Source organism: Shewanella polaris (genome assembly GCF_006385555.1).
Taxonomy (GTDB): Bacteria; Pseudomonadota; Gammaproteobacteria; order Enterobacterales; family Shewanellaceae; genus Shewanella; species Shewanella polaris.
In genome coordinates this window covers 1,561,001-1,583,787 of sequence record NZ_CP041036.1, presented here as the reverse complement: position 1 = coordinate 1,583,787, position 22,787 = coordinate 1,561,001, and the positions used below count along the sequence as shown (strand labels likewise).

The following is a 22,787-nucleotide window of genomic DNA, read 5'->3' as shown; positions in this document are numbered from 1 at the left end:
TCCTTAACGATTATCAAGTTAACGTAAAATTATTGAGTTAGCTACAAGTTTGTTACATACAAATGACCTATTGGCATACAATTATCAATCATTTGTTTCAAACGATCGTTTATTTTTTATCCGGTACTAGATTTGACGGGCTATTGCGCCAAGAGGAATTAACCAATCATGTTGGAATATCAAGCAGCAAAAGATTTACTCAATAACAAAACTATTTTAGTTACGGGTGCAGGTGACGGTATCGGCCGTGCAGCATCTATCGAATTTGCCAAACATGGTGCAACCGTGATTTTGCTCGGTAAGACCGTTAAAAAACTAGAAAACGTATATGATGAAATAATAAATGCAGGTTATCCAAAACCAGCCATTGTCCCTTTAGATATGAGCGGTGCGACAGAACAAAACTATATTGATATGGCTGATACCATTGTAGAACAGTTTGGTCATTTAGATGGCTTGTTGCATAACGCATCTCAACTGGGAGCATTAGGCCCATTTGAGCATATTGATTTAACCTCTCTTGAAGCTATTTTAAAGGTTAATGTGACCGCTCAAGTCATTATGACAAAATCGTTATTACCTATTATGCGTAAAGCGGATCACGCTTCAATTATCTTTACTTCAAGTGGTGTTGGTCGTAAGGGTCGTGCTTATTGGGGGCCTTATGCCTTTTCTAAATTTGCTACCGAAGGAATGATGCAAGTATTAGCAGATGAGTGTGACAATACTTCTGTTCGAGTGAATAGTATTAATCCAGGTGCAACGCGCACCGAAATGCGCGCAAAAGCTTATCCTGGCGAAGATCCGAAAACATTAAAAAAAGCTGAACAGATTATGCCAACTTATTTATTTTTGATGGGTGATGACTCTATCGACACTAATGGTCAAGCATTAAACGCTCAGTAATGAGTCTTGATTCAGGTGGATTAAACACTCGCAAATATCAAAAAACGGAAGCAATTGCTTCCGTTTTAGTTTTTGATTGCGGTATTACTTAGAAACTCATATTTTTGCTATTCTGATTAACTAACTTCTCGCCAATACCAGTCACCATAGTCAACTGTTGCAAATCAGTAAATTTGCCATTTTTTGTACGATAATCAACGATTGCTTTGGCTTTCGCTTGGCCAATACCTTTGAGTGTTTGTAACTCTTGAGCACTAGCCTTATTAATATTAACCTTTTGCATATTGGTTGATTTGTTATCCATTACTTTTGTGACTTTCTTGGTGGATTCAGACTTTGCCGTATCTGCGGCGAGCGAATGACTACTGATAAAACAACATAAGCACACAAATAATGCCGTTACTGTTAATGATAATTTCATAAAAAATCTCCTTTGCTTCCTTAAGTTTGTTGGTATGCATCCTGCTCCATTACCAAGCTCAAACGATTCAGAACGCCATATCGTTTCTGAATCGAAAGCTAACTGTAGTCAAAAAAGTTGAATTGTACAAAAAAACCACACTATTTTTATTCACTATTATCGACTGACTGGGTTTGTTTAGATTTATTTTTTGCCATCATTGACGAGGTAAACTGCTTTAATTCTTCCAGTAAATGTTGATGAACGTGGGACAACTTAGGCTTATTCTTTTTATTAAAAGCAACTGGGCGACACAAGTTCATTGCTTGATAACCTAGTCTGGCGGTCAGTAAACCGCCACCAAGCCCCTGAGCAATCCGAGCCGATAATTTACCAGTCATTTCAACTGATAATAACTGAGTACCTAAGTCGGTGATCACCTCAGTACTGCCAGCATAAATAATATTCACCACAATGCTACGAATAAGCTTTATCCGGCTCCAATAACCCAACTCGATAGCATAAATAGCAGCGACTTCGTTGATCATTTTTTGATTACGCCACAAAATAATAGCCATATCCAGTGCCGCTAGCGGACTTGCTGCCAATAATAATGCCGACTCAGCAGCAAAGCGGTTAACACGTTTTTTAGCCAGTAAATCACGTTCGGTTAATACGATGTCTTCAAATAACAACACGATTTCTGCATCGTTATGTTCATGACTACAGGCTTGTAAATATTGTTGTTTGGCTTCGTTATTAGGGTATTTAGCCAGTATTGGGGCCAAAAACGTTTTAGCTTCACCCATTTGCATACTTTGTGATAATCGCTCCGCAGTATCTTGATGATCACTTACCTTTTTAAGATTAACTAATTTACGCCATTCTTTGAAAGTAACCACTGTCGCCCATAAGCTCACAATGGCTAACACAACCGCGTAAAACCCAAATAACCACGGGCTTTGTTGGAAAGAGTCAATTAACCCCATCACGGTTTGTACTATAACCAATAACACCAAACTAATAACCGATAATGTTGCCAATACTGACCACCGCTTGGCGTTAACTGGTTTAATGCTGTCTTCCATTTCAGCGGGTAATTCTATTAAGTTTTGATCACAAATAAAGTCAATATCGTCGAACGATTTGTTCGGCTTGATAGGCTCTTCTGCCGAATGAGCTTCTTCAGTGACAATGAGATCTGATTCGGTAAATAGTTGGGATTTTTTTATTGACGAACTGTTCGTAGGTTCATTCATAACTCATGCTCACATTAATGCTGTAATGATTACTCTGGATAAAGCGATTAAGACAATTTATCGCCCAATAGGAACTCTAAGAGATGATCGAGACGAATATGTTCAAATTGCGGATTATTTGCATCCATATGGCTCAAGTTAGGCGGTAAGAATGCGCTAAAACTGAATCCTTGTTGTTGCCAAAATTCGGCATCGGGTAATGATGTAGGCACATCCCCGGGATATAGAGTCACTTGTTTACCATCAAGCCCAGTGCCTTTTACCACTTCTTGTTGAACACCCTCTACATTAACCATTCCGTGTTGAGTCGCTTTAATGGCACTTATTGCCATGGTTTCAACTTCACTGCCTTCAAAATTGGCGTAATGCTGGCTTTGCTGCAGCATGGCGGTTAACAAACTGAGTACATGACTTTGTTGATCACGGGTCACTCGATCGACTTGGCTAGCAGCAAATAGTACTTTATCAATCCGCGGTGAAAACAAACGTTTTATCAAACTCGACTGACCAAATTGAAAGCTTTCCATAATGCTATTAAGTGCGCGCCCCATATCATTAAACTGAGCTTGACCATGATTAAGTGCATTTAAACAATCAACTAATACTAACTGACGATCAAAGCGAGAAAAGTAATCACGATAAAAGGGCTTAACCACTTGTGATACATACTCTTCATAACGACGTTTAAGTACGTGATAACTTGAGTCACTTGGGCTTGCAGACAATTCCGAATGTTGAATTGGGCTTAGTGACAATAACGGAAAGAATGTCAGCAACGGAGTATTTTCATATTCGCCTGGTAACAGCATGCGCCCGGGTTGAGCATGATAGAAACCCTGCACTCGAACTAAATCAACCAGCAATTTTTGATACAAATCAGCAATGTGCTTAAGTTGCTGTTCATCGGCTAGTTGGCTTAAGTCTAACTGCTCTACAGTCTGATTAAATGCCGCAAATAAGGGTGAATGACGTAAACACGCCACATTAACCTGTTGCGACAAACACCATTGGGTAAAGTCTTGTTTCAGCATGGGTAAGTCAAGTAACCACTCACCAGGATAGTCAACAATATCCACATACAAGGTGGCAGTATTAGTTAGTTTGGCTAACAAGCCTTGCTGGGGTTGATACTTAATCGCTAAGCGTAATTCGGTAATGTTTTTGGTTGAAGCGGGCCAATGAGGAGGTGATGAGATTAATGCATTCATTGCGCCTTTATAGTCAAAACTGGCAATGTCTAAATCGGGTTGCATGGCACGGTTAACCGCAATTAATCGACCTTCACGGGCAACTTGCCATAATGGTAAGGGATTATGTTGAGCACTTTTCCCTGCATGTAATAACTGGTTAACTAAACCGCTGATAAACGCTGTTTTACCTGCCCCTGATAACCCTGTGACAGCTAACCTAACATGACGATCTGTACTACGATGAACCAAAGATTGCGCGGTTTGAGTCACGTGAAACAAGGAACGGTCTAAAAATCTCATGATGGCTAATGGCTCCCAAAAACAAGGGCGGTAAACCGCCCATTAGAAGGATTAAAGACTATTAATTTGGCGTTTAAGATCAAAGTTGTCTGAGGTGACATGTTCTTCGAGTCGACGTAAGCGGATTTCTAATCCATTAAACTGACGATTAACATCAAACAACGCTTGCTTTGCAGGCTCACCCGCTTGCCAAACTTTCTTTTTGATTTCAATATCTTTGTGCTGCTCTTTTTGCGCTAAGTTAAGAGGCTTAATATCTAATATCATCCATAAGGCGATATAAATAACAAGCACAACTCCTGTTCCACCCAGTAACAATATAGACACAGCGATAACGCGCACTAGCCATGTTTCAAAGTTAAAGTAATCAGCGATACCTGAACACACCCCAGCCACTTTACCACTTTTGGGGTTGCGGTATAGAGTACGACCATTAGCTGAGCCCATGTTTTGCCCTCCACTCCGGTGATTCAGTATCTAAAATCGCTTCTAACGTTTCGATGCGACCACTCATTTTTTCAGCTTTAGCAATTAAATCATTAAGTTGATTAAATTCTTCCTCAGTGAGCCCCTGGCTCACCTGTCGCTTACTGCGATAATGAAGAACCAACCAGATAGGTGCCACAACCACCATAAAGATGATAATTGGTGCAATAAGAAGATCCATATCCATAACTCACCTCTGAATAAATTTACGCTTTAGATTTAGGTTGTGCTTTTGCACTCATTTTTGCTTTTAATGCTGCTAATTCATCGTTCACAGAATCTTCTGCTTCTAATGCTGCAAACTCGTCAGCTAGAACGTTCTTTTTACCTAAATCATATGATTCTACTTGTGCTTCAAGTCCTTCAACTCGACGTTCGTATTGTTCAAACTTCATCATCGCATCATCGATTTTGCTTGAATCAAGCTGCTTTTTAACTTCTAAACGCGAAGTGGCAGTTTGCTTACGCATAATGATGGTTTTTTGACGAGCACGAGCATCATTCAATTTTTCTTGAAGTTGTGCGATTTCATCTTTTAAACGAGCAACATGCTCTTCAACAACTTGCAGTTCCATCTCAAGTGTGTGCAATAAACCCACTGTTTTTTGCTTTTCACTCAACGCGGCTTTAGCTAAGTCTTCACGATCTTTCGATAAGGCTAACTCAGCTTTATTCTGCCAATCTTGAACTTGCTCTTGAACACGAGCAATCCGGCGAAGTAATTCTTTTTTCTCTGCCAATACTTTAGCGGAGGTTGAACGTACTTCAACAAGTGTATCTTCCATCTCTTGAATGATAAGACGGACCATTTTTTCTGGATCTTCGGCTTTATCAAGTATTGCGCTAATATTTGAATTAACGATATCTGCGAAGCGAGAGAAAATTCCCATAATGTGTTCCTTAAAATTAACGTGGTTGTCGCAGTTGGTATTACACATTACGTGCCAACATTTACAAAATCAACAACATCAGACACTTAAACAAATATTTAACTTTTTCTTTCTTTTAATGCTCAAGCCATTTATTATGATTTTCACTAATTATTAGTCTAATTCACTAACAATTTTGCGAGTAAACTAACTTTGAGCAAACAATTCCAGCAAGATAATCTCATCGGCCAATCTAATGCACTACTTGAAGTATTAGAACATGTGTCTAAAGTCGCACCATTATCTAAGCCGGTGCTCATTATTGGTGAGCGCGGCACAGGTAAAGAGCTCATAGCCGAACGACTACACTACTTATCTCCTCGTTGGGATCAAAGCTTTATTAAACTCAATTGTTCTTCCCTGAGTGAAAATTTATTAGAAAGTGAACTTTTTGGCCATGAGTCTGGTGCATTTACCGGCGCAAAGGGTCGCCACGAAGGCCGTTTTGAACGTGCTGATGGCGGAACACTTTTTTTAGATGAACTAGCCAACACCTCTGGATTAATCCAAGAAAAGTTATTACGCGTTATCGAGTATGGTGAATTTGAAAGAGTCGGTGGCAGTAAAACCGTTCAATCTGATGTTCGGCTTATTTGTGCCGCCAATGAAGATTTACCAACCTTGGCTGATAATGGTGAGTTTAGAGCCGATTTACTCGATCGATTAGCCTTTGATGTAATCACCTTGCCACCATTACGTCATCGCACCGAAGACATTATGCCATTGGCTGAATATTTTGCTGTTAGCATGGCAAGACAACTATCACTGGAATATTTTAGTGGTTTTAGTCCACTGGCGGTAGAACAATTAATGATGCATAGCTGGCCCGGCAACATCCGAGAATTAAAAAATGTCGTCGAACGAAGTGTCTATCGCGAAGGGGGGGATGGCCAAGAAATTGATCATATTATTTTGGATCCTTTTGCGTCCCCCTATCGTCCTGTAAACCGAGTAAAAAACCGCGAACGTCAATTCACTTCTACTGAACACGTCCCAACAGCGGTGTCTGAACCGACAGAACCCAATATTAACACCACAACATCTGTGGTGCTTAATAGCATTGAATTCCCAATAGATTTTAAAGAATACACCGAAAACAGTGAAATAGAATTGTTACAACGCGCATTGGCTGAGGGCCAGTATAATCAGAAAAAAACCGCAGATTTATTAGGCTTAAGTTACCATCAACTCCGAGGTATTTTGAAAAAATACAACTTACTCGATAAGAGCTGAGTCAAGCTCGGATATGTTCATTGCCCCAATGCATTGAACCCTGTTAAAATGCCCACTCAACGTCGATAAAATATGATCACACAATGCCTGTTATAGTAAAACGCTGCTATCAGCTGATGTCTTTATGTCTCTCCAGCATCATGTTGGCGGCATGTGGACCAGTGCAATTGCCTCCAGGCCTTGTGTATTGCAGTGAAGGCAATCCCGAAAGTTTTAACCCACAACTTGTGACATCGGGCACCACTATTGATGCTACCTCATACCAAATTTACAGTCGATTAGTTAACTACAGCCAAGAAAAAGCCGATATTACTCCTGGCTTGGCAACATCATGGCAGGTATCCGATGATGGCTTAAGCTATCAATTTACCCTGCGTGAGCATGTGAGTTTTCATAGAACGGACCATTTTGCCCCCACAAGAGACTTTAATGCCGACGATGTACTGTTTTCATTTAATCGCATCATTGATACTTTGCATCCATATCATTTAGTCAGTAGAACGGGTTATCCATTTTTTCAAAGCATTGGTTTTGCCGAATTAATTGACTCCATTGAAAAAGTAGACGATCACCAAATCATCTTCCATCTAGTCCGTAAAGACGCATCTTTTTTATCGAATCTCGCCACCGATTTCGCAGTAGTGCTATCAGCGGAATACGGTTATCAACTTTTAGCACAAGGGAACCCTGAAGACATTGACTACTACGCCGTAGGCACAGGACCTTTTCAGTTAAGCCAATATGTTAAAAATGAATATATTCGCTATAAAAAGAATCCAGTATATTGGGGACCCACGGTCGAGCTCGATCAATTAGTATTTGATATTACGCCAAGAAGTACCGCCCGCATTGCCAAATTAATTACTGGTGACTGTAGTGTGTCAGCATTACCCAAAGCCGGTGAGTTAGCCATACTTGACCAACATAAAGACATTATTGTTGATGCCAAGCCCGGATTAAACGTTGCCTTTTGGGCCTTTAACACCCAAAAGCCGCCATTAGATGATGTAAGAGTAAGACGCGCACTCGCACATGCTATCGATAAAAATAATATTCTTGATGTGGTTTATAACGATACCGCTGTTGAGGCCTCTGGTGTTTTACCGCCAGCATCTTGGGCTTATTCAAAAAACTTATCTCCTAATGAATACAATCCCGAAAAAGCCAAAGCATTACTTCAACAAGCGGGGATATCTAATTTATCAATTAATGTATGGGCCATGCCAGTGGCGCGAATTTATAATCCTAGCGCACTGAAAACCGCAGAACTTATTCAAGCGGATTTAGCCCGTATTGGGGTCAAGCTGAATATTATTAGCTATGATTGGAGTGTGTTTACTCAAAAATTAGCCAGTTCTAATTATGATTCGGTGCTCATTGGTTGGAATGCAGATAACAGCGATCCAGATAACTTTTTTACCCCATTATTAAGTTGTGCAGCATTAGCCTCTAACAACAACCGCTCTCGATGGTGTAACAAAGATTTTGAACATTTATTAACACAGGCACAAACGGTGTCAACTCAGCCTGAACGTAAAGCTTTTTATCAGTCCGCTGAAGCCATTATTAGCGATCAAGTTCCTATGGTAACGTTTGCCCACGCTAAAAAAATTGTGTTGAAAAAGAGTAATATCACTACAATGAAAATTAGACCTTATGGCGGTATTTCGTTTGCCCGAACAACTCAAACAATAGAGGGAAGTCAATAAATGTGGCGTTACCTTATTAGTCGCATAACCCTGTTTATTGCCACATCACTGGTAATGATCGCCGTGCTATTTATGGCGTCGGGCCAGTTTCCTGTCAGTAAAGCCTACTCATTGTCGGGGATTCAGTACCCAACAATCGAGCAACAACAACAAATTGAACACGATTATCAATTACATGATAACCAATTGTTACAGTTTACCGCCTATTTACGTCAACGTTTGTCGGGTAATTTCGGTATTTCGAGCAACTCTCAACAAGAAGTAGTAGAAGAGCTATCCGCGGTATTACCCGCATCTTTTGAATTATCACTATTTTCTGGGTTTATTGCTGCAGTGTTTGGCGTTCCTCTTGGAATACTGGCCGCCTTAAGTACCAATAAAGCACTGCAAAATAGTATTTTAGCCGTTACGTTGACAGGCTACTCTATTCCGGTATTTTGGCTTGGCTTAAGCTTATCAATGTGGTTTGGAGTTAATCTAGGCTGGCTACCGATTTCAGGTCAAATCAATTTACTTTATGAAATAGAACCTGTAACGGGCTTTATGTTAGTAGACACCTTACTATCCGATTCAGCTTATCGCGTTCCGGCTTTTCATGATGCCTTGCTCCACTTGATATTACCCGCGGTCACTTTAGCGGTACTGCCTTTCACATTAATAGTAAGGATTACCCGACAAGCTATTTTAAATGTAATGAATCAAACCTATATTCGCGCTGCAGAGGCTCGAGGTTTGCACACAGCTAAAATATTATTTCGTCATGCATTACCTAATGCGTTAATTCCAGTGTTAAAAAGTATCGGCTTGATGCTAGGTTCATTTGCTAGTTATGGCATTGTAGTCGAAGTTATTTTTTCATGGCCAGGTGTGGGTAGTTGGCTGGTTTCGGGCATTTACCAGCGAGATTATACTGTCATACAAGCAGGTATATTATCCGTCTCATTATTGATTATATTGTTAAGTATTTTGATTGATTTGCTGCATACCTCAATTAATCCAATGAGCAGAAAGGAATTGTATGCCTCGAATTAAAATATACCAAGAAGACCATATTGAGTCTCCTATCTGGCGGATATGGCAAACATTTTCCTCCAACCCCTTCGCAGTAATAGGTTTGTGGGCAGTGATATTTTTATTAACACTCACCATTTTCGCGCCTTTTATTGCGCCATATTCGCCCGAGATGCAAGACCAGCAAGTGTTACTATTACCGCCATCATGGGATCCCGCAGGCACAGTAGAACACTTTCTAGGAACTGATGATTTAGGACGAGATATTTTTAGCCGCATCTTACACGGCGTCCAACTGACGTTTGGTATGTCATTATTAGTGGTGGCAACATCGCTATTTTTCGGTTTTATTATTGGTTCCCTGTCAGGGATGATGCGCGGCATAAAGTCGAGTATTTTAAGCCACTTGCTTGATTCATTGCTATCGATACCATCATTATTAATGGCCATTTTAGTGGTGGCTGTGATGGGCCCAGGGCTTAATAATGTATTTTGGGGTGTTGGGATTGCGATGGTACCGCAATTTGTTCGTACTATTCACAATGCGGTCCATGAAGAGCATAAAAAACAATATGTTACAGCAGCCAAATTAGATGGTGCTAACTCATTACAAATTTTTTGGTATGTCATTATGCCCAATGTCTGGGATGTGGTGATTATTCAGGTCACTATGGCCATATCAGCGGCAATATTAGATATTGCAGCACTCGGCTTTTTAAACCTCGGTGCTCAAGCGCCTAGTCCAGAATGGGGCGCGATGGTGGCACAAGGGCTTGATAACTTATTACTTGCCCCTTGGACAGTAACAATTCCAGGTGTCGCGATTCTGTTTACCGTATTATCGGTCAACTTAGTCGGCGATGGTTTACGCTCTGCGCTCGCACCGATAAGAAATTAACCTATGCCTTTACTCGATGTTCGTAATCTCACCATTGAATTAGATACACCTGAGGGCACGGTCAAAGTGCTTGAAAAAGTCAGTTTGACTATTAATCCAGGCGAAATTCATGGGCTTGTGGGTGAATCAGGCTCAGGACGAAGTCTATTTGCTAAAGCAATTTTAGGTGTTCTAGGCCCTAATTGGCATGTTATAGCCGACCGAATGATGTGGGATGGAAAAAATTTATTAGAAATGAGTGCTAAACAACGACGTTGTTTAATGGGCACCGAAATAGCGATGATTTTCCAAGATCCTTCCGGCAGTTTAGATCCAGTTAAAACCATTGGTAGTCAATTGATTGAAGCCCTAGTGACCAATAAAAATATTCCTTTTTGGCGCCGCGGACGAGATACTTATTTAAACTCGCTAAAATGGTTACATAAAGTCGGCATTAAAAAACCGAAACAATTAATGAAGCGTTTCCCGTGGGAATTGTCTGAAGGAGAATGTCAAAAAGTCATGATCGCCATGGCCGTTGCCAATCATCCTAAACTGCTCATTGCTGATGAACCAACCAATTCAATGGAGCTCAATACTCAAGCGCAAATTTTTAGATTATTATCCCAACTCAATCAATTACAAAATGTGTCTATTTTATTAGTTAGCCACGAGCTTGAAACCATGGTGCATTGGTGTGATAACTTAACGATTTTGTATAGCGGCCAGGTAATGGAATCTGGACCGGTTAAACAAATAATAGCTATGCCGTACCATCCATATACACGGGCATTATTTAAAAATCTACCTGAACATACAGCAAAAATGCGTCATAAGGCTAAACTACCAACTCTGCCTGGTTCAGCTCCCTCTTTACAGCATTTACCTGCTGGTTGCCGACTCGGTCCTCGTTGTCCAGAGGCACAACGAAAATGCGTAAAACAGCCTAATCTTGAACATATTAAAGATCGCTATTTCGCCTGCCATTTCCCTTACAAAAGTGAGCAAGAAGATGACGACACCATTGCTTAAAGTTGACGGGTTAAGTAAACAATACTTAACCGGTTATAAGCACTTTAAACCACAATACTATGAAGCATTAGCGCCCATTTCATTTGAACTGGGTCAAGGTGAAACCATGGCTATTATAGGTTCGGTGAGTTCTGGTAAAAGCACCCTCGCCCGCATTTTAGTCGGTGCAGAACAACGAAGTGGTGGTGAAATATTCTTCGAAGGTGAAGCCTTAGATGCACGGAACTTAAAACAACGTTGTCGTTTAATTCGAATGATTTTTCAAGATCCAACCACCTCGCTTAATCCGCGATTGTCGATTGGCAACTTACTTAAAGAACCATTGAGATTTAATACCCAATTAAATTCACATGAACGAAAAGTATTAGTTATTGAGACCTTAAGAAAAGTCGGTTTATTACCCGAACATGCAGATTTTTATCCCCACATGATTTCCGAGGGACAAAAACAACGTGTAGCCGTTGCGCGAGCATTAATGCTTAATCCCAAAATCATTATTGCCGACGAAGCCCTAACGGCATTAGATCTATCGGTCCGTTCGCAAATAGTTAATCTATTATTAAAGTTACAACAAGAAATGGGGCTATCGTATATTTTTGTGTCACATAACCTCAATATTGTGCGTCATGTCAGTGACAAAGTAATGGTTTTGCAAAATGGTCATGTGGTAGAAAAAACCACCACAGAAGCCTTGTTTAATGCACCACAACACGAATACACCCAGCGACTCATTCAAGAACAAAGTCAATTCATGCAAAAACGCTAAACTGCTCCAACCACTGCCATTTTGAAGGGGTTTTAGCAAAAATGAGTGCCATTTAGCCGTCGAACTATTTATCCTAGAGCCAATGTTAAAGGAAGAAGCTTAAATATGATTATTAAACCTAAAATTCGTGGCTTTATTTGTACCACAACTCATCCTGTAGGCTGTGAAGCAAACGTAAAAGAACAAATCGAAGTTATTAAAGCCAAAGGCAAAATTGCTAATGGTCCTAAAAAAGTATTAGTTGTCGGGTCTTCAAGTGGTTATGGCCTTTCGTCGCGTATCACTTCAGCGTTTGGTAGCGACGCCGCTACCATCGGGGTGTTTTTCGAAAAACCGAGCTCTGAAACTAAACCTGGTACCGCAGGTTGGTACAACACTGCTGCATTTGATAAATTTGCAAAAGCAGAAGGCTTGTATTCAAAAAGCATTAACTGTGATGCCTTTAGCCATCAAGCAAAACAAAAAGTCATTGAGTTGATCAAGCAAGATTTAGGTCAAATCGACATGGTGGTTTACTCACTGGCTTCTCCAGTACGTAAATTGCCAGACACTGGTGAAGTAATCCGTTCATCACTTAAGCCAATTGGTCAAACATATACTGCCACGGCTGTTGATACTAACAAAAACACCATTATTGATACCTCTGTAGAGCCCGCTACTGAGCAAGAAATTGCTGATACCGTTACAGTAATGGGTGGCCAAGATTGGGAATTATGGATGAGTGCGCTAAGTGATGCTGGCGTATTAGCAGACAATTGCAAAACGGTTGCCTATAGCTACATTGGTACCGAATTGACTTGGCCTATTTATTGGCATGGCGCCTTAGGTAAAGCCAAAATGGATTTAGACCGTGCAGCCCACGCACTTGATGCCAAATTATCTGCTACTGGCGGTTCTGCTAATGTTGCGGTACTTAAAAGCGTAGTCACTCAAGCCAGTTCAGCTATTCCAGTAATGCCGTTGTATATCGCTATGGTGTTTAAGAAAATGCGCCAAGAAGGCTTACATGAAGGCTGTATTGAACAAATTTATCGTTTGTTCAGTGAGCGTTTATATCGCGTTGATGGCCAAGCACCAGCCGTAGATGACGAAAACCGTTTACGCCTTGATGATTGGGAGCTTCGAGAAGAAATCCAACAACATTGTCGAGATTTATGGCCACTAGTGACCACCGAAAATTTAAGCGAACTCACTGACTACGATGAATACAAAGAAGAGTTTTTAAAACTGTTCGGTTTTGGTATTGATGGTATCGATTATGAAGCAGACGTGAATCCTAATGTGACATTTGATGTAATTGAGTTATAAGCTCAACTTCAACAAGTGTTGCAACGAAAAGCCATAATTTTCTAAATTATGGCTTTTTTATTAGCGTGCATCAAGATGTCATATGGCTAAGCAGAGATAAACAATCGTTTTATTACCTGATGTATTTCAGGACTAAATTCAACGATATTGTTTTTATAATACTCATTAATCTAACTCAATGATGAATACATCAAGGCTTACCTGCTTGTGTTAAACAATGGGTAAATAAATGAGCATATGTTGTGGATATACCGGTTGTATTGGCTCATGATTCGCAAACTCATTTTCACCAATATCGAGTCGTTCTAAATACACCGGAAAATCTCTTAACGTCACATCGTTAGCATTAACCCAATCGCGATACAGATAGGTTATTACCGCCGCAATACCATTATCATCACCACTGTATTTAATCATCGCACATCGTCCTTGAGGGATTGATTTGAACTTAATCTGACTCAACTCTGACGCTAAAGGGTTCAACTTGGCTTGTGTTTCGGTATTTAACGATACACCTATATCGATTCGATATTGCGTTTTAACAGATAACTCAGGGGTTGAGTAAAGCAGGTTAAAGGTTCTACAGTTATTAGGAGATAAGCCATGCTGTCGACGCCAATCAATAAATGTTGCAATGGTTTGAGGTAATAGAGCCGAATCACCGTGATGTTCCATCACCGCTAATGCTTGCGCATCAAACGATACGATTTCAACCGAATTAGATGGCTTATTTTGCTGACTCATGTCTGCTTGAAATGATTTAAGCGGTTGCTGCTTAGCGAAAAAATCACCCCAATCAGGCGCTTGCTGAAACGATTCAGGGCTTTGACCAATACTGCGAGTAAACGACTCGATAAAGTGCTGCTCATTACAATACCCCAATTTAGCCGCTATAGTGACCAGAGAAACTTGCTGACCAAACCCTAATAAATGGGCAGCTTCTAGGCTTTTTAGCAGTTCAACGTAAGCATCAATAGGCATATGGTACAGCGCAATAAACAATGGGTCGAAATGACATCGCGGGATTTGGGCAATATCGGCCAACGCTTGTAGCTCAAAAGGTTCATTTAAGTGTTGATCTAAATAGGCTAACGCACGCTCAAATGCCTGATCAAGTCTGTGGCTCATGCCCTCTCCTTTTGGATAAAATGGTCACAACCGATTATTTAGCATAACTAATGTAAATTAACGTGTTGTTTGTATACATGCAATAAAACGGATTTCTTTATTAAAAAATTATAACGATGTACGCTAGGGCCTGTTGATCTTTGCTGGTTGAATTTTGTTCGAGTTAAAAACGTTTTAATCGAGGCGAATGGATTGATGCCTAGTCATCTAAGCAAAATCCATTCAACAAAGAGTAAAACGTTTTTAGCCGAACCCTTCGGGCAGCGTTTGTTGACCATTTTTACGGCGTTATCGACTTTTTATGTAGAATAACTACACCTCAAAGTCTCTGCCTTGTACAAATGGCCAGCAATTCGCTGCAAAAACAACCTTGAAAGATCAACAGGCCCTAGTCGACCAATTGAATATCCAAGCCCTCTAGCAAACTCATGGCTTCAAACCGGCTGAATATGGCTTGCTTAACGTTATTAGCGGTAATATCAATTTGATAATTCAACGCATCTGTAAAATTTGCCTCCGTTAGATTGGTATGACTAAATTGGCTTAAATTAAAATCGGTCAAACGAAAATCTGCTTTGCTTAAATTAGCTTCTCTAAAGTCGACATCATGGGCACGACAGTCAATAAGTGAAAGATCAGGTAAATGAAGCGAATAAAAACTACTACCATCGAGCAAACATCGCTCAAACTTAATCGTGGTTTGAGTCATAAATTGCGGCCACTGAGCTTTAGTCCAATCAATACCGATGGCTTTACTGTCGCTAAACATAACATCATCAAACTCTGTGGCAACCACTGAGAGTACGCTTAAATTACATTGACTAAAAACACACTCAATAAAATGACAATGATAGAAATCACTTTGACTAAAATCACATTGGGTAAAATGGCAGCGTTCAAATGTAATATGTTTGAACTGTAAAGCCACGCCCTTGATCGATTCGAATAAGTCATCGCTGTAGTGTGATAACACAAACAATTCACTAGATTGATGTTTTGCTATATGACTCATATCTCATATCCCTTACAAACAAAAAGACCTAGACGTGAGCCTAGGTCTTTTTTGTATTTCATCTGCTGCGACGACTTAATTAGTCGGCAACTGGATACTCAATTTCAGCATCAGCTTTAAGTGAGGCAACCACGGCACGATAATCAGCTTCGCTGTATTGAGGTGCGATACGTTGTTTAAGCGTATTAATTAAGTTGTCATTAATGCCTTCAGCTTTATTGACTTTATCAACCACAATAACCGCATAACCTGTCGCTAATGCTGCAGTGTCAATAGTGACATTATTTTCAGCAGGAGCAGCGATTTTGAATGCTTTATTGGTGATAGCTTGATCGATATCCTGATTAAAGCGACCTAATTTAGTTAAGGTTGTTAATGAGGCACCGGTTAAGGTGTTATTGCCTGCTTTTAACTGCGCCATATATTCGGCAGCTTTATCGCGAGCACCTTCATTAGCTTTGTCTTGCTTCAAACGCTCAACAATACCTGCTTTTACATCAGCAAAACTTAAGGTACCGGCAGTTTGATGACTTTTCAAGCGAATAACCACAACATGGTTTGGTGCAAGTTCAATCACATCACTATTCAAACCGCTGGCTAAAACCTGATCAGAAAATGCTGCTTTGATGAACTCAGGATTATTAAACTGAGCTGGTACGTCATCACGAGAAAACAACTCTGTTGTTTGCACTTTAGCATTAACGGCTTGCGCAGTTTCAGCTAATGTATCTGGGATTTCGTAACTGGTATCGGCTAGTTTAGTTTGTAAACCATAGAACACATCAAGGGCTTTCTTTTCTTGCAACTGAGCAACAATTTTTGCTTTCACATCTTCAAAAGCAGTTGCTTGGCTGGCTTGTAAATCAAGCAGCTTGATAATGTGGTAACCAAAGTCACTTTTAACAATTGATGATACTTGATCTTTTTGCAAACCAAAAAGAGCCTCATCAAAGGCAGGGTCCATTACGCCTTGTTCAAACCAATCTAACTTACCGCCTTGCTGAGCACTGAGTTTATCGTCAGAATCAGTTTTTGCCACTTCAGCAAAATCTTCACCCGCTGTTAACTTGGCTTCTATGGCGTCAGCTTTGGCTTTATCAGCGCTGTCGTCGTCAGTTGCGGCAACAAAAATATGTGCAGCAAGACGTTTTTCAGCAGTTTGATATTGTGCTTTGTTATCGTTGTAATACGCGAGCACTTCTTCAGCAGAAGTTTCGCTATTTTTCGCCATGTCAGCAACATTTAATTCAACATACTCTAGGCTGACTTTTTCAGGGCTCATGTACTGCGATAAGTTAGCGTCGTAATAGGTTTTAGCTTCTTCATCTGACACCGACACGCTTGACAAGAAAGGTGTTGAGTCGACAACTAAATAACGAATATCTCGAGTTTGACCTTGAACTTCTGCAAGCTGCTTAGCTTCACCATCGAGAACAAACTCACTGCCTACAAGGGCATTTAATAACTGACGACGCGTCATATCAACACGCATCATGTTTCTAAAGCTTGTGGTTTGGTAACCTAACTGACGCAAAACGGCTAAATAACGTTCATTATCAAATTGACCATCAGTTTGAAACGCTGTCTCTTGGAGAATAGCTTGTTTAATTTGATCATCAGATACACGCAAGCCCAACTTATTGGCCGCTTGATCAATGAGTTTATCGGCAATTAAGCGATCTAATACGCCTTGCTTAATGCCATTCATGTAAGTTTCGTCAGCCGCTAATGTTGCAAACATTTCGCCTAGCTGTTGCTCAATACGTGAGCGTTCATTTTGAAAAGCCTGCTCTAAGTCGTTGGCACCAATTTCATCACCATTAACAACTGCGGCAGGAACACCTGTGTTTGAGCCTAAATAACTGCTCACACCGGCAAAAGCAAAAGAAAGTATCACAAGTACTAGAATTGTTTTAGCAACAATCCCCTGTGAACCTTCACGAATTTTTTCTAACATCTGAATTCTCGCTTGTTGCGATTAATAAAATAAAAAGGCGCATCACCTTGTGAATGCGCCTTATTGTAAATTATATGGAGTTATCAGACGCTACCACGGGTAAAACCCAATACTCCCAATATGTGCTATGCAATGCATAACAATATTGCTTTTCGTAAAAAGCACCGCCTAAGCAGTGCTTATTTTACGAATGCCTTACAAAGGCACGTTGTTAATAATTAATTAACAGCGTCTTTTAACGATTTGCCAGCTTTGAACGCAGGAATGTTCGCAGCAGCAATTTTAATTTCTTGACCCGTTTGTGGGTTACGGCCAGTACGTTCAGCACGTTGACGCACTTCAAATGTACCAAAACCAACTAGAGAAATTTTATCGCCATCTTTAAGACCTTCAGTAACCGCAGCGATAAAAGAATCTAGTGCGCGACCTGCAGCCGCTTTAGAAATATCAGCACCAGATGCGATTTTCTCGATTAGTTCAGATTTGTTCATGTCATCCCCTTGAATGTTATTGTCGCGCCGCAACCTAATCCGTGTTTAGAGCGGTCTGCGGAGGCTTTATGTTAAAAAGTCTGATAACGCACCAAACTTAGTATGAAAACCAAAAAAATGATATTGGATACAGCTCAGTGTCAGATGCCCCAAGGGCTTGGTGCGTCTGACTCTCCACAGACCTAGGCTACCACAGGTCAGCGTTTTGTTAAGCCCCTTTTTTCACTTTTTTTATGCTCTACAGCAAATTTTTAACTAACAAGCTACTTTTTAACCACTTCAAAGCCTTCAACTGGTCTTTCAAGCGCCAATTTTAGCACTTCATCGATCCATCGAACTGGGTGAATGGTTAAATCAGCAATCACATTTTCGGGAATTTCTTCCAAATCACGTTCATTTTCTTTAGGAATTAACACATGTTTAATTCCACCACGATGAGCTGCTAATAGCTTTTCTTTCAAACCACCAATCGGCAAGACTTCTCCACGAAGCGTAATTTCACCGGTCATAGCAACATCACTGCGTACTGGATTACCGGTTAAACTAGACACTAACGCGGTACACATTGCTGCACCCGCAGACGGACCATCTTTTGGTGTCGCACCTTCTGGTACATGCACATGAATATCACGCTTTTCATAAAAATCATTATTAATACCAAGATTTTCAGCGCGAGCTCGTACCACTGTCATTGCCGCTTGAATCGACTCTTTCATCACATCGCCCAGCGAACCGGTATAAGTTAATTTACCTTTGCCTGCAACTGAAGTAGCTTCGATTGTTAATAAGTCACCACCGACCTGAGTCCATGCCAGACCGGTTACTTGGCCGATTTGGTTGTTCGATTCAGCTTTACCAAAATCAAAACGTTGGACACCTAGGAATGACTTTAAGTTATCCTGGTTAACCTCAACAACTTTAACCGTTTTATCGAGTAAAATATGCTTGACCACTTTACGGCAAATCTTCGATAAATTCACGCTCATGAACGCACACCTGCTTCACGAGTGTAATAACGAATAATCCCTAAAATAGCGCTGTCATCAACCTTGATTTCTTTTGCTTTAAGGCCGTTACGTTCAATTTGCTTATTCAATAAATGTTGTTTTGCAATATTAAGCTTTTCATCTTCGGTATAACCCGCTAAACGAATCACTTCCATACGGTCAAGTAAAGGGCCAGGAATATCCATTGAGTTTGACGTAGCAACAAACATGACATCAGATAAGTCGTAATCGACTTCGAGATAATGATCGTTAAACGTTGCATTCTGTTCTGGATCGAGCACTTCTAATAATGCTGACGATGGATCGCCGCGCATATCTGAGCTCATCTTATCGATTTCATCGAGTAAGAATAATGGGTTTTTCACACCCACTTTAGCCATTTTCTGAATGACTTTACCTGGCATTGAACCAATATAAGTACGGCGATGACCACGAATTTCCGCTTCATCACGAACTCCACCTAATGCAACGCGTACATATTTACGCCCAGTAGCTCTAGCAATAGATTGACCCAGTGAGGTTTTACCCACACCTGGAGGTCCAACTAGACACAAGATAGGTCCTTTAAGTTGTTTAACACGACTTTGAACGGCTAAATACTCAAGGATACGTTCTTTGACTTTTTCAAGCCCATAATGATCGGCATCAAGTACTTCTTGCGCCTTAGCTAAGTCACGCTTAATTTTAGAGCGTTGCTTCCAAGGTACTGAAGTCATCCAATCTACGTAACTACGAACAACGGTAGCTTCAGCAGACATTGGCGACATCATTTTGAGCTTATTTAACTCAGCAGAGGCTTTCTCTTTTGCATCACTTGGCATGCCAGCTTCTTCAATCTTACGCGCCAGCACTTCAAATTCGTCATGAGTTTCGTCAATATCGCCTAATTCTTTTTGAATAGCCTTCATTTGCTCATTCAAATAATATTCGCGCTGACTTTTTTCCATCTGCTTTTTAACGCGAGTACGGATACGTTTTTCAACTTGTAACAAGTCGATTTCCGATTCCATCATCGCCATTAAATATTCAAGACGCTCGCCGACATTTATCATCTCAAGTACAGATTGCTTATCTTCTAGCTTCAATGGCATATGTGCGGCCATGGTGTCAGCTAAACGAGCCGCTTCATCAATACCAGAAAGTGAAGTTAACACCTCAGGCGGAATTTTTTTATTCAGCTTGATGTAACCTTCAAACTGGCCAATCGCGCTGCGAACTAACACTTCTTCCTCTTTGTCACTTAATTGTTCTGACTCGAGGTATTCGGCTGTTGCAACGAAGAATTCTTCTTCTTGAGTGTACTTTTTGATTTTGGCTCGTTGACCGCCTTCAACCAATACTTTCACAGTGCCGTCAGGTAACTTCAGTAGTTGTAAAATAGAGGCTACTGTACCAATATCAAAAATATCGTCCTTAGTTGGTTCATCAAGATCTGCATCTCTTTGGGCAACCAATAAAATTTGCTTGTCTTGTTCCATTGCCGATTCTAGGCAACGAATGGATTTTTCCCGTCCTACGAATAGCGGAATTACCATATGTGGGTAAACTACCACATCTCGCAGTGGTAATACGGGGAGTTCGATATGCGCTTCACGCTCTTGGGTCATGGCTCGATTCCGTTTAATGAAAAGACTTAATACTGATTATATTGGGGTGATGTTATCAGTTTCAATGGCTAATACGAAAAAAGGAGTCCAATGGACTCCTTATTTTTCAATTTACTTATTATCAGCGTAATTATTGCTCGCCAGACGCTTTCTGAGTCTCTGTATTTTCGTAAATCAAAATAGGAGCTGATTCACCTTTTACAACAGATTCATCAACAACAGCTTTAATCACACCTTGTTTCGATGGAATATCGTACATAGTATCAAGCAAAATGCTTTCAACAATAGAACGTAATCCACGCGCACCGGTTTTACGAGACATGGCTTTTTGCGCAATGGCTTGCAATGCATCATCACGGAATTCAAGTTCGACATTTTCCATCTCAAATAACGCACTATATTGTTTAGTTAGCGCATTTTTAGGTTCAGATAGAATTTGTACTAATGCAGCTTCATCTAACTCGGTTAGTGTTGCAACAACAGGTAAACGACCAATAAATTCAGGAATTAAACCAAACTTCACTAAATCACCAGGCTCTACTTGGCTCAGGATCTGTGAAATTGTCGCTTTATCTGCTTCACCTTTTACTTCCGCACCAAAACCAATTCCCGTACCAGTGTGTGCACGTTGTTCAATGACTTTTTCAAGCCCTGCAAACGCACCACCACAGATAAACAGAATTTTAGAGGTATCCACTTGCAAGAATTCTTGTTGTGGATGCTTACGTCCGCCTTGTGGAGGAACAGAAGCCACGGTGCCTTCAATTAACTTAAGCAACGCTTGCTGCACACCTTCGCCCGAAACATCACGAGTAATAGAAGGGTTATCTGATTTACGGCTAATTTTGTCAATTTCATCAATGTAGACGATGCCACGTTCAGCTTTCTCGACGTCGTAATCACACTTTTGCAGTAGCTTCTGAATGATGTTTTCTACATCTTCACCCACATAACCTGCTTCAGTTAATGTCGTTGCATCTGCCATGGCAAATGGAACGTTAAGTGAACGAGCGAGTGTTTCAGCCAATAATGTTTTACCGCTACCGGTTGGGCCTAATAGTAAAATGTTACTTTTACCTAGCTCTACACCATCTTTAATTGCGCCATTACGTAAACGCTTATAATGATTGTATACCGCTACAGCTAACACTTTTTTAGCTTGGTCTTGACCTATCACGTAGTCATCAAGATGATTGCGTAACTCATGCGGTGTCGGCAATTTGTCTTCATCACGTTTAGGCGAAATCTCTTTGATTTCTTCACGGATGATGTCATTACATAGCTCAACACATTCATCACATACATAAACTGATGGACCAGCAATGAGTTTTCTGACTTCATGCTGACTTTTTCCGCAAAAAGAGCAGTACAGCAATTTGCCGCTGTCACCGTTATTTTTGTTATCGCCCATTATTCTACCTCTGTTTACAACTTAGGCTAAACCTAAGCTCTGCTTGTAGATACTTATCATAACCACATTGATGACGGAACGTCTTTAAATACAGAATACCTGAAAGTATCTAGAAAATCAGCAACCAGTTTAACCGCGACTCGTTAGTAATGAATCAACAATACCATATTCAACAGCTTGAGTAGCACTCATGAAGTTATCACGATCGGTATCACGTTCAATAATATCTAGCGGTTGACCAGTATGCTCGGCTAACATTTCGTTTAATTTATTCTTAATGCCTAGAATTTCCTGTGCATGAATAGCAATGTCTGATGCTTGGCCTTGGAAACCACCTAATGGCTGATGGATCATCACACGTGAGTTAGGTAAACAATGACGCTTACCTTTAGCACCACCGGCTAGTAAGAATGCGCCCATACTTGCTGCTTGGCCCATACATACCGTACTCACATTTGGCTTAATGAACTGCATGGTGTCATAAATAGCCATACCCGCAGTCACTGAACCACCAGGTGAGTTAATGTATAAATAAATATCTTTGTCAGGGCTTTCTGACTCAAGGAATAATAATTGAGCGACAATAAGGTTCGCCATGTGTTCTTCTACTTGGCCAACTAAAAAGATAACTCGCTCTTTTAATAGACGTGAGTAAATATCATATGAACGTTCACCTTTCGCTGTTTGTTCAACAACCATAGGTACAAGAGCATTGAGTACTGATTCTGGTGCTTTATGCATTATTCATTTCCCTAAAATAAAAATGGC

20 protein-coding genes and 2 pseudogenes are annotated in these 22,787 nt (G+C 40.5%); 9 read left to right on the top strand and 13 right to left on the bottom strand.

Annotation, left to right across the window (positions count from 1 at the left end; genetic code table 11):
- Window positions 1-168 precede the first annotated feature (168 nt).
- Complete coding sequence (locus FH971_RS06995; protein WP_140233816.1) at window positions 169-906, top strand: YciK family oxidoreductase; 738 nt, start codon at window positions 169-171, stop codon at window positions 904-906.
- 88 nt (window positions 907-994) lie between these two features.
- On the opposite strand, the gene FH971_RS06990 is transcribed toward FH971_RS06995, so the two are convergent.
- The 6 genes from FH971_RS06990 to pspA form a co-directional block, all read right to left on the bottom strand.
- The gene (locus FH971_RS06990) at window positions 995-1,327 is read right to left on the bottom strand and encodes a ComEA family DNA-binding protein (protein WP_140233815.1); all 333 of its coding nucleotides are present in this window, start codon (window positions 1,325-1,327) and stop codon (window positions 995-997) included.
- Window positions 1,328-1,473: 146 nt separating this feature from the next.
- Entirely contained in the window at window positions 1,474-2,565 is a 1,092-nt protein-coding gene (locus tag FH971_RS06985) for a TIGR01620 family protein (RefSeq protein WP_140233814.1), read from the bottom strand.
- A 47-nt stretch (window positions 2,566-2,612) separates the two neighbouring features.
- The gene (locus FH971_RS06980; protein ID WP_140233813.1) at window positions 2,613-4,055 is read right to left on the bottom strand and encodes a YcjX family GTP-binding protein; all 1,443 of its coding nucleotides are present in this window, start codon (window positions 4,053-4,055) and stop codon (window positions 2,613-2,615) included.
- Between the two features lie 51 nt (window positions 4,056-4,106).
- Entirely contained in the window at window positions 4,107-4,502 is a 396-nt protein-coding gene (gene pspC / locus FH971_RS06975) for an envelope stress response membrane protein PspC (RefSeq protein WP_137221550.1), read from the bottom strand.
- A complete protein-coding gene (gene pspB / locus FH971_RS06970) occupies window positions 4,489-4,728 on the bottom strand; it encodes an envelope stress response membrane protein PspB (RefSeq protein WP_137221552.1) in 240 nt (79 codons plus the stop codon). Before pspB ends, pspC begins: the two co-directional genes overlap by 14 nt.
- 19 nt (window positions 4,729-4,747) lie before the next feature.
- Window positions 4,748-5,431, bottom strand: a complete 684-nt coding sequence (gene pspA, locus FH971_RS06965) for a phage shock protein PspA (protein ID WP_137221554.1) — start codon at window positions 5,429-5,431, stop codon at window positions 4,748-4,750.
- A 192-nt stretch (window positions 5,432-5,623) separates the two neighbouring features.
- On the opposite strand from pspA, the gene pspF reads away from it, so the two are divergent.
- The 7 genes from pspF to fabV all read left to right on the top strand — a co-directional run bounded on the left by pspF (window position 5,624) and on the right by fabV (window position 13,406).
- Complete coding sequence (gene pspF, locus FH971_RS06960) at window positions 5,624-6,703, top strand: phage shock protein operon transcriptional activator (RefSeq protein ID WP_140233812.1); 1,080 nt, start codon at window positions 5,624-5,626, stop codon at window positions 6,701-6,703.
- Between the two features lie 83 nt (window positions 6,704-6,786).
- Window positions 6,787-8,412: an ABC transporter substrate-binding protein gene (locus FH971_RS06955; protein ID WP_140233811.1), complete on the top strand. Its 1,626-nt coding sequence runs from the start codon at window positions 6,787-6,789 to the stop codon at window positions 8,410-8,412.
- The gene (locus FH971_RS06950) at window positions 8,413-9,444 is read left to right on the top strand and encodes an ABC transporter permease (protein ID WP_137221561.1); all 1,032 of its coding nucleotides are present in this window, start codon (window positions 8,413-8,415) and stop codon (window positions 9,442-9,444) included.
- Window positions 9,431-10,321 carry an ABC transporter permease subunit gene (locus FH971_RS06945; protein ID WP_140233810.1) on the top strand — a complete coding sequence of 297 codons (891 nt, stop codon included), beginning with the start codon at window positions 9,431-9,433 and terminating at the stop codon, window positions 10,319-10,321. The genes FH971_RS06950 and FH971_RS06945 overlap by 14 nt, the downstream gene beginning before the upstream one ends.
- Before the next feature lie 3 nt (window positions 10,322-10,324).
- Complete coding sequence (locus FH971_RS06940; RefSeq protein WP_137221565.1) at window positions 10,325-11,332, top strand: oligopeptide/dipeptide ABC transporter ATP-binding protein; 1,008 nt, start codon at window positions 10,325-10,327, stop codon at window positions 11,330-11,332.
- Window positions 11,313-12,098, top strand: a complete 786-nt coding sequence (locus FH971_RS06935; protein WP_137221567.1) for a peptide ABC transporter ATP-binding protein — start codon at window positions 11,313-11,315, stop codon at window positions 12,096-12,098. The genes FH971_RS06940 and FH971_RS06935 overlap by 20 nt, the downstream gene beginning before the upstream one ends.
- Before the next feature lie 105 nt (window positions 12,099-12,203).
- Window positions 12,204-13,406 (top strand): enoyl-ACP reductase FabV, encoded by a 1,203-nt coding sequence (gene fabV / locus FH971_RS06930; protein ID WP_140233809.1) that lies wholly within the window; start codon window positions 12,204-12,206, stop codon window positions 13,404-13,406.
- A gap of 210 nt (window positions 13,407-13,616) precedes the next feature.
- Here the strand turns inward: fabV and FH971_RS06925 are convergent, their stop codons facing one another.
- Window positions 13,617-14,534 carry an AraC family transcriptional regulator gene (locus tag FH971_RS06925; RefSeq protein WP_140233808.1) on the bottom strand — a complete coding sequence of 306 codons (918 nt, stop codon included), beginning with the start codon at window positions 14,532-14,534 and terminating at the stop codon, window positions 13,617-13,619.
- Between the two features lie 195 nt (window positions 14,535-14,729).
- Between FH971_RS06925 and FH971_RS20695 the strand changes: the two are divergent.
- Window positions 14,730-14,981: pseudogene (locus FH971_RS20695) on the top strand (hypothetical protein).
- Here the strand turns inward: FH971_RS20695 and FH971_RS06915 are convergent.
- From FH971_RS06915 to clpP, 6 genes and pseudogenes are all read right to left on the bottom strand, one after another.
- Window positions 14,923-15,546, bottom strand: coding sequence for a pentapeptide repeat-containing protein (locus FH971_RS06915; protein WP_137221573.1), 624 nt, complete (start codon window positions 15,544-15,546; stop codon window positions 14,923-14,925). The pseudogene FH971_RS20695 and the gene FH971_RS06915 overlap by 59 nt on opposite strands.
- 79 nt (window positions 15,547-15,625) lie before the next feature.
- Entirely contained in the window at window positions 15,626-17,503 is a 1,878-nt protein-coding gene (locus FH971_RS06910; RefSeq protein WP_140233807.1) for a SurA N-terminal domain-containing protein, read from the bottom strand.
- 218 nt (window positions 17,504-17,721) lie between these two features.
- Window positions 17,722-17,994 carry an HU family DNA-binding protein gene (locus tag FH971_RS06905; RefSeq protein WP_137221577.1) on the bottom strand — a complete coding sequence of 91 codons (273 nt, stop codon included), beginning with the start codon at window positions 17,992-17,994 and terminating at the stop codon, window positions 17,722-17,724.
- A gap of 263 nt (window positions 17,995-18,257) precedes the next feature.
- Window positions 18,258-20,608 (bottom strand): annotated as a pseudogene (gene lon / locus FH971_RS06900) (endopeptidase La).
- Window positions 20,609-20,738: 130 nt separating this feature from the next.
- Window positions 20,739-22,019 (bottom strand): ATP-dependent protease ATP-binding subunit ClpX, encoded by a 1,281-nt coding sequence (gene clpX, locus FH971_RS06895; protein WP_137221581.1) that lies wholly within the window; start codon window positions 22,017-22,019, stop codon window positions 20,739-20,741.
- Between the two features lie 129 nt (window positions 22,020-22,148).
- Window positions 22,149-22,760 (bottom strand): ATP-dependent Clp endopeptidase proteolytic subunit ClpP, encoded by a 612-nt coding sequence (gene clpP, locus FH971_RS06890; protein WP_137221583.1) that lies wholly within the window; start codon window positions 22,758-22,760, stop codon window positions 22,149-22,151.
- Window positions 22,761-22,787 lie beyond the last annotated feature (27 nt).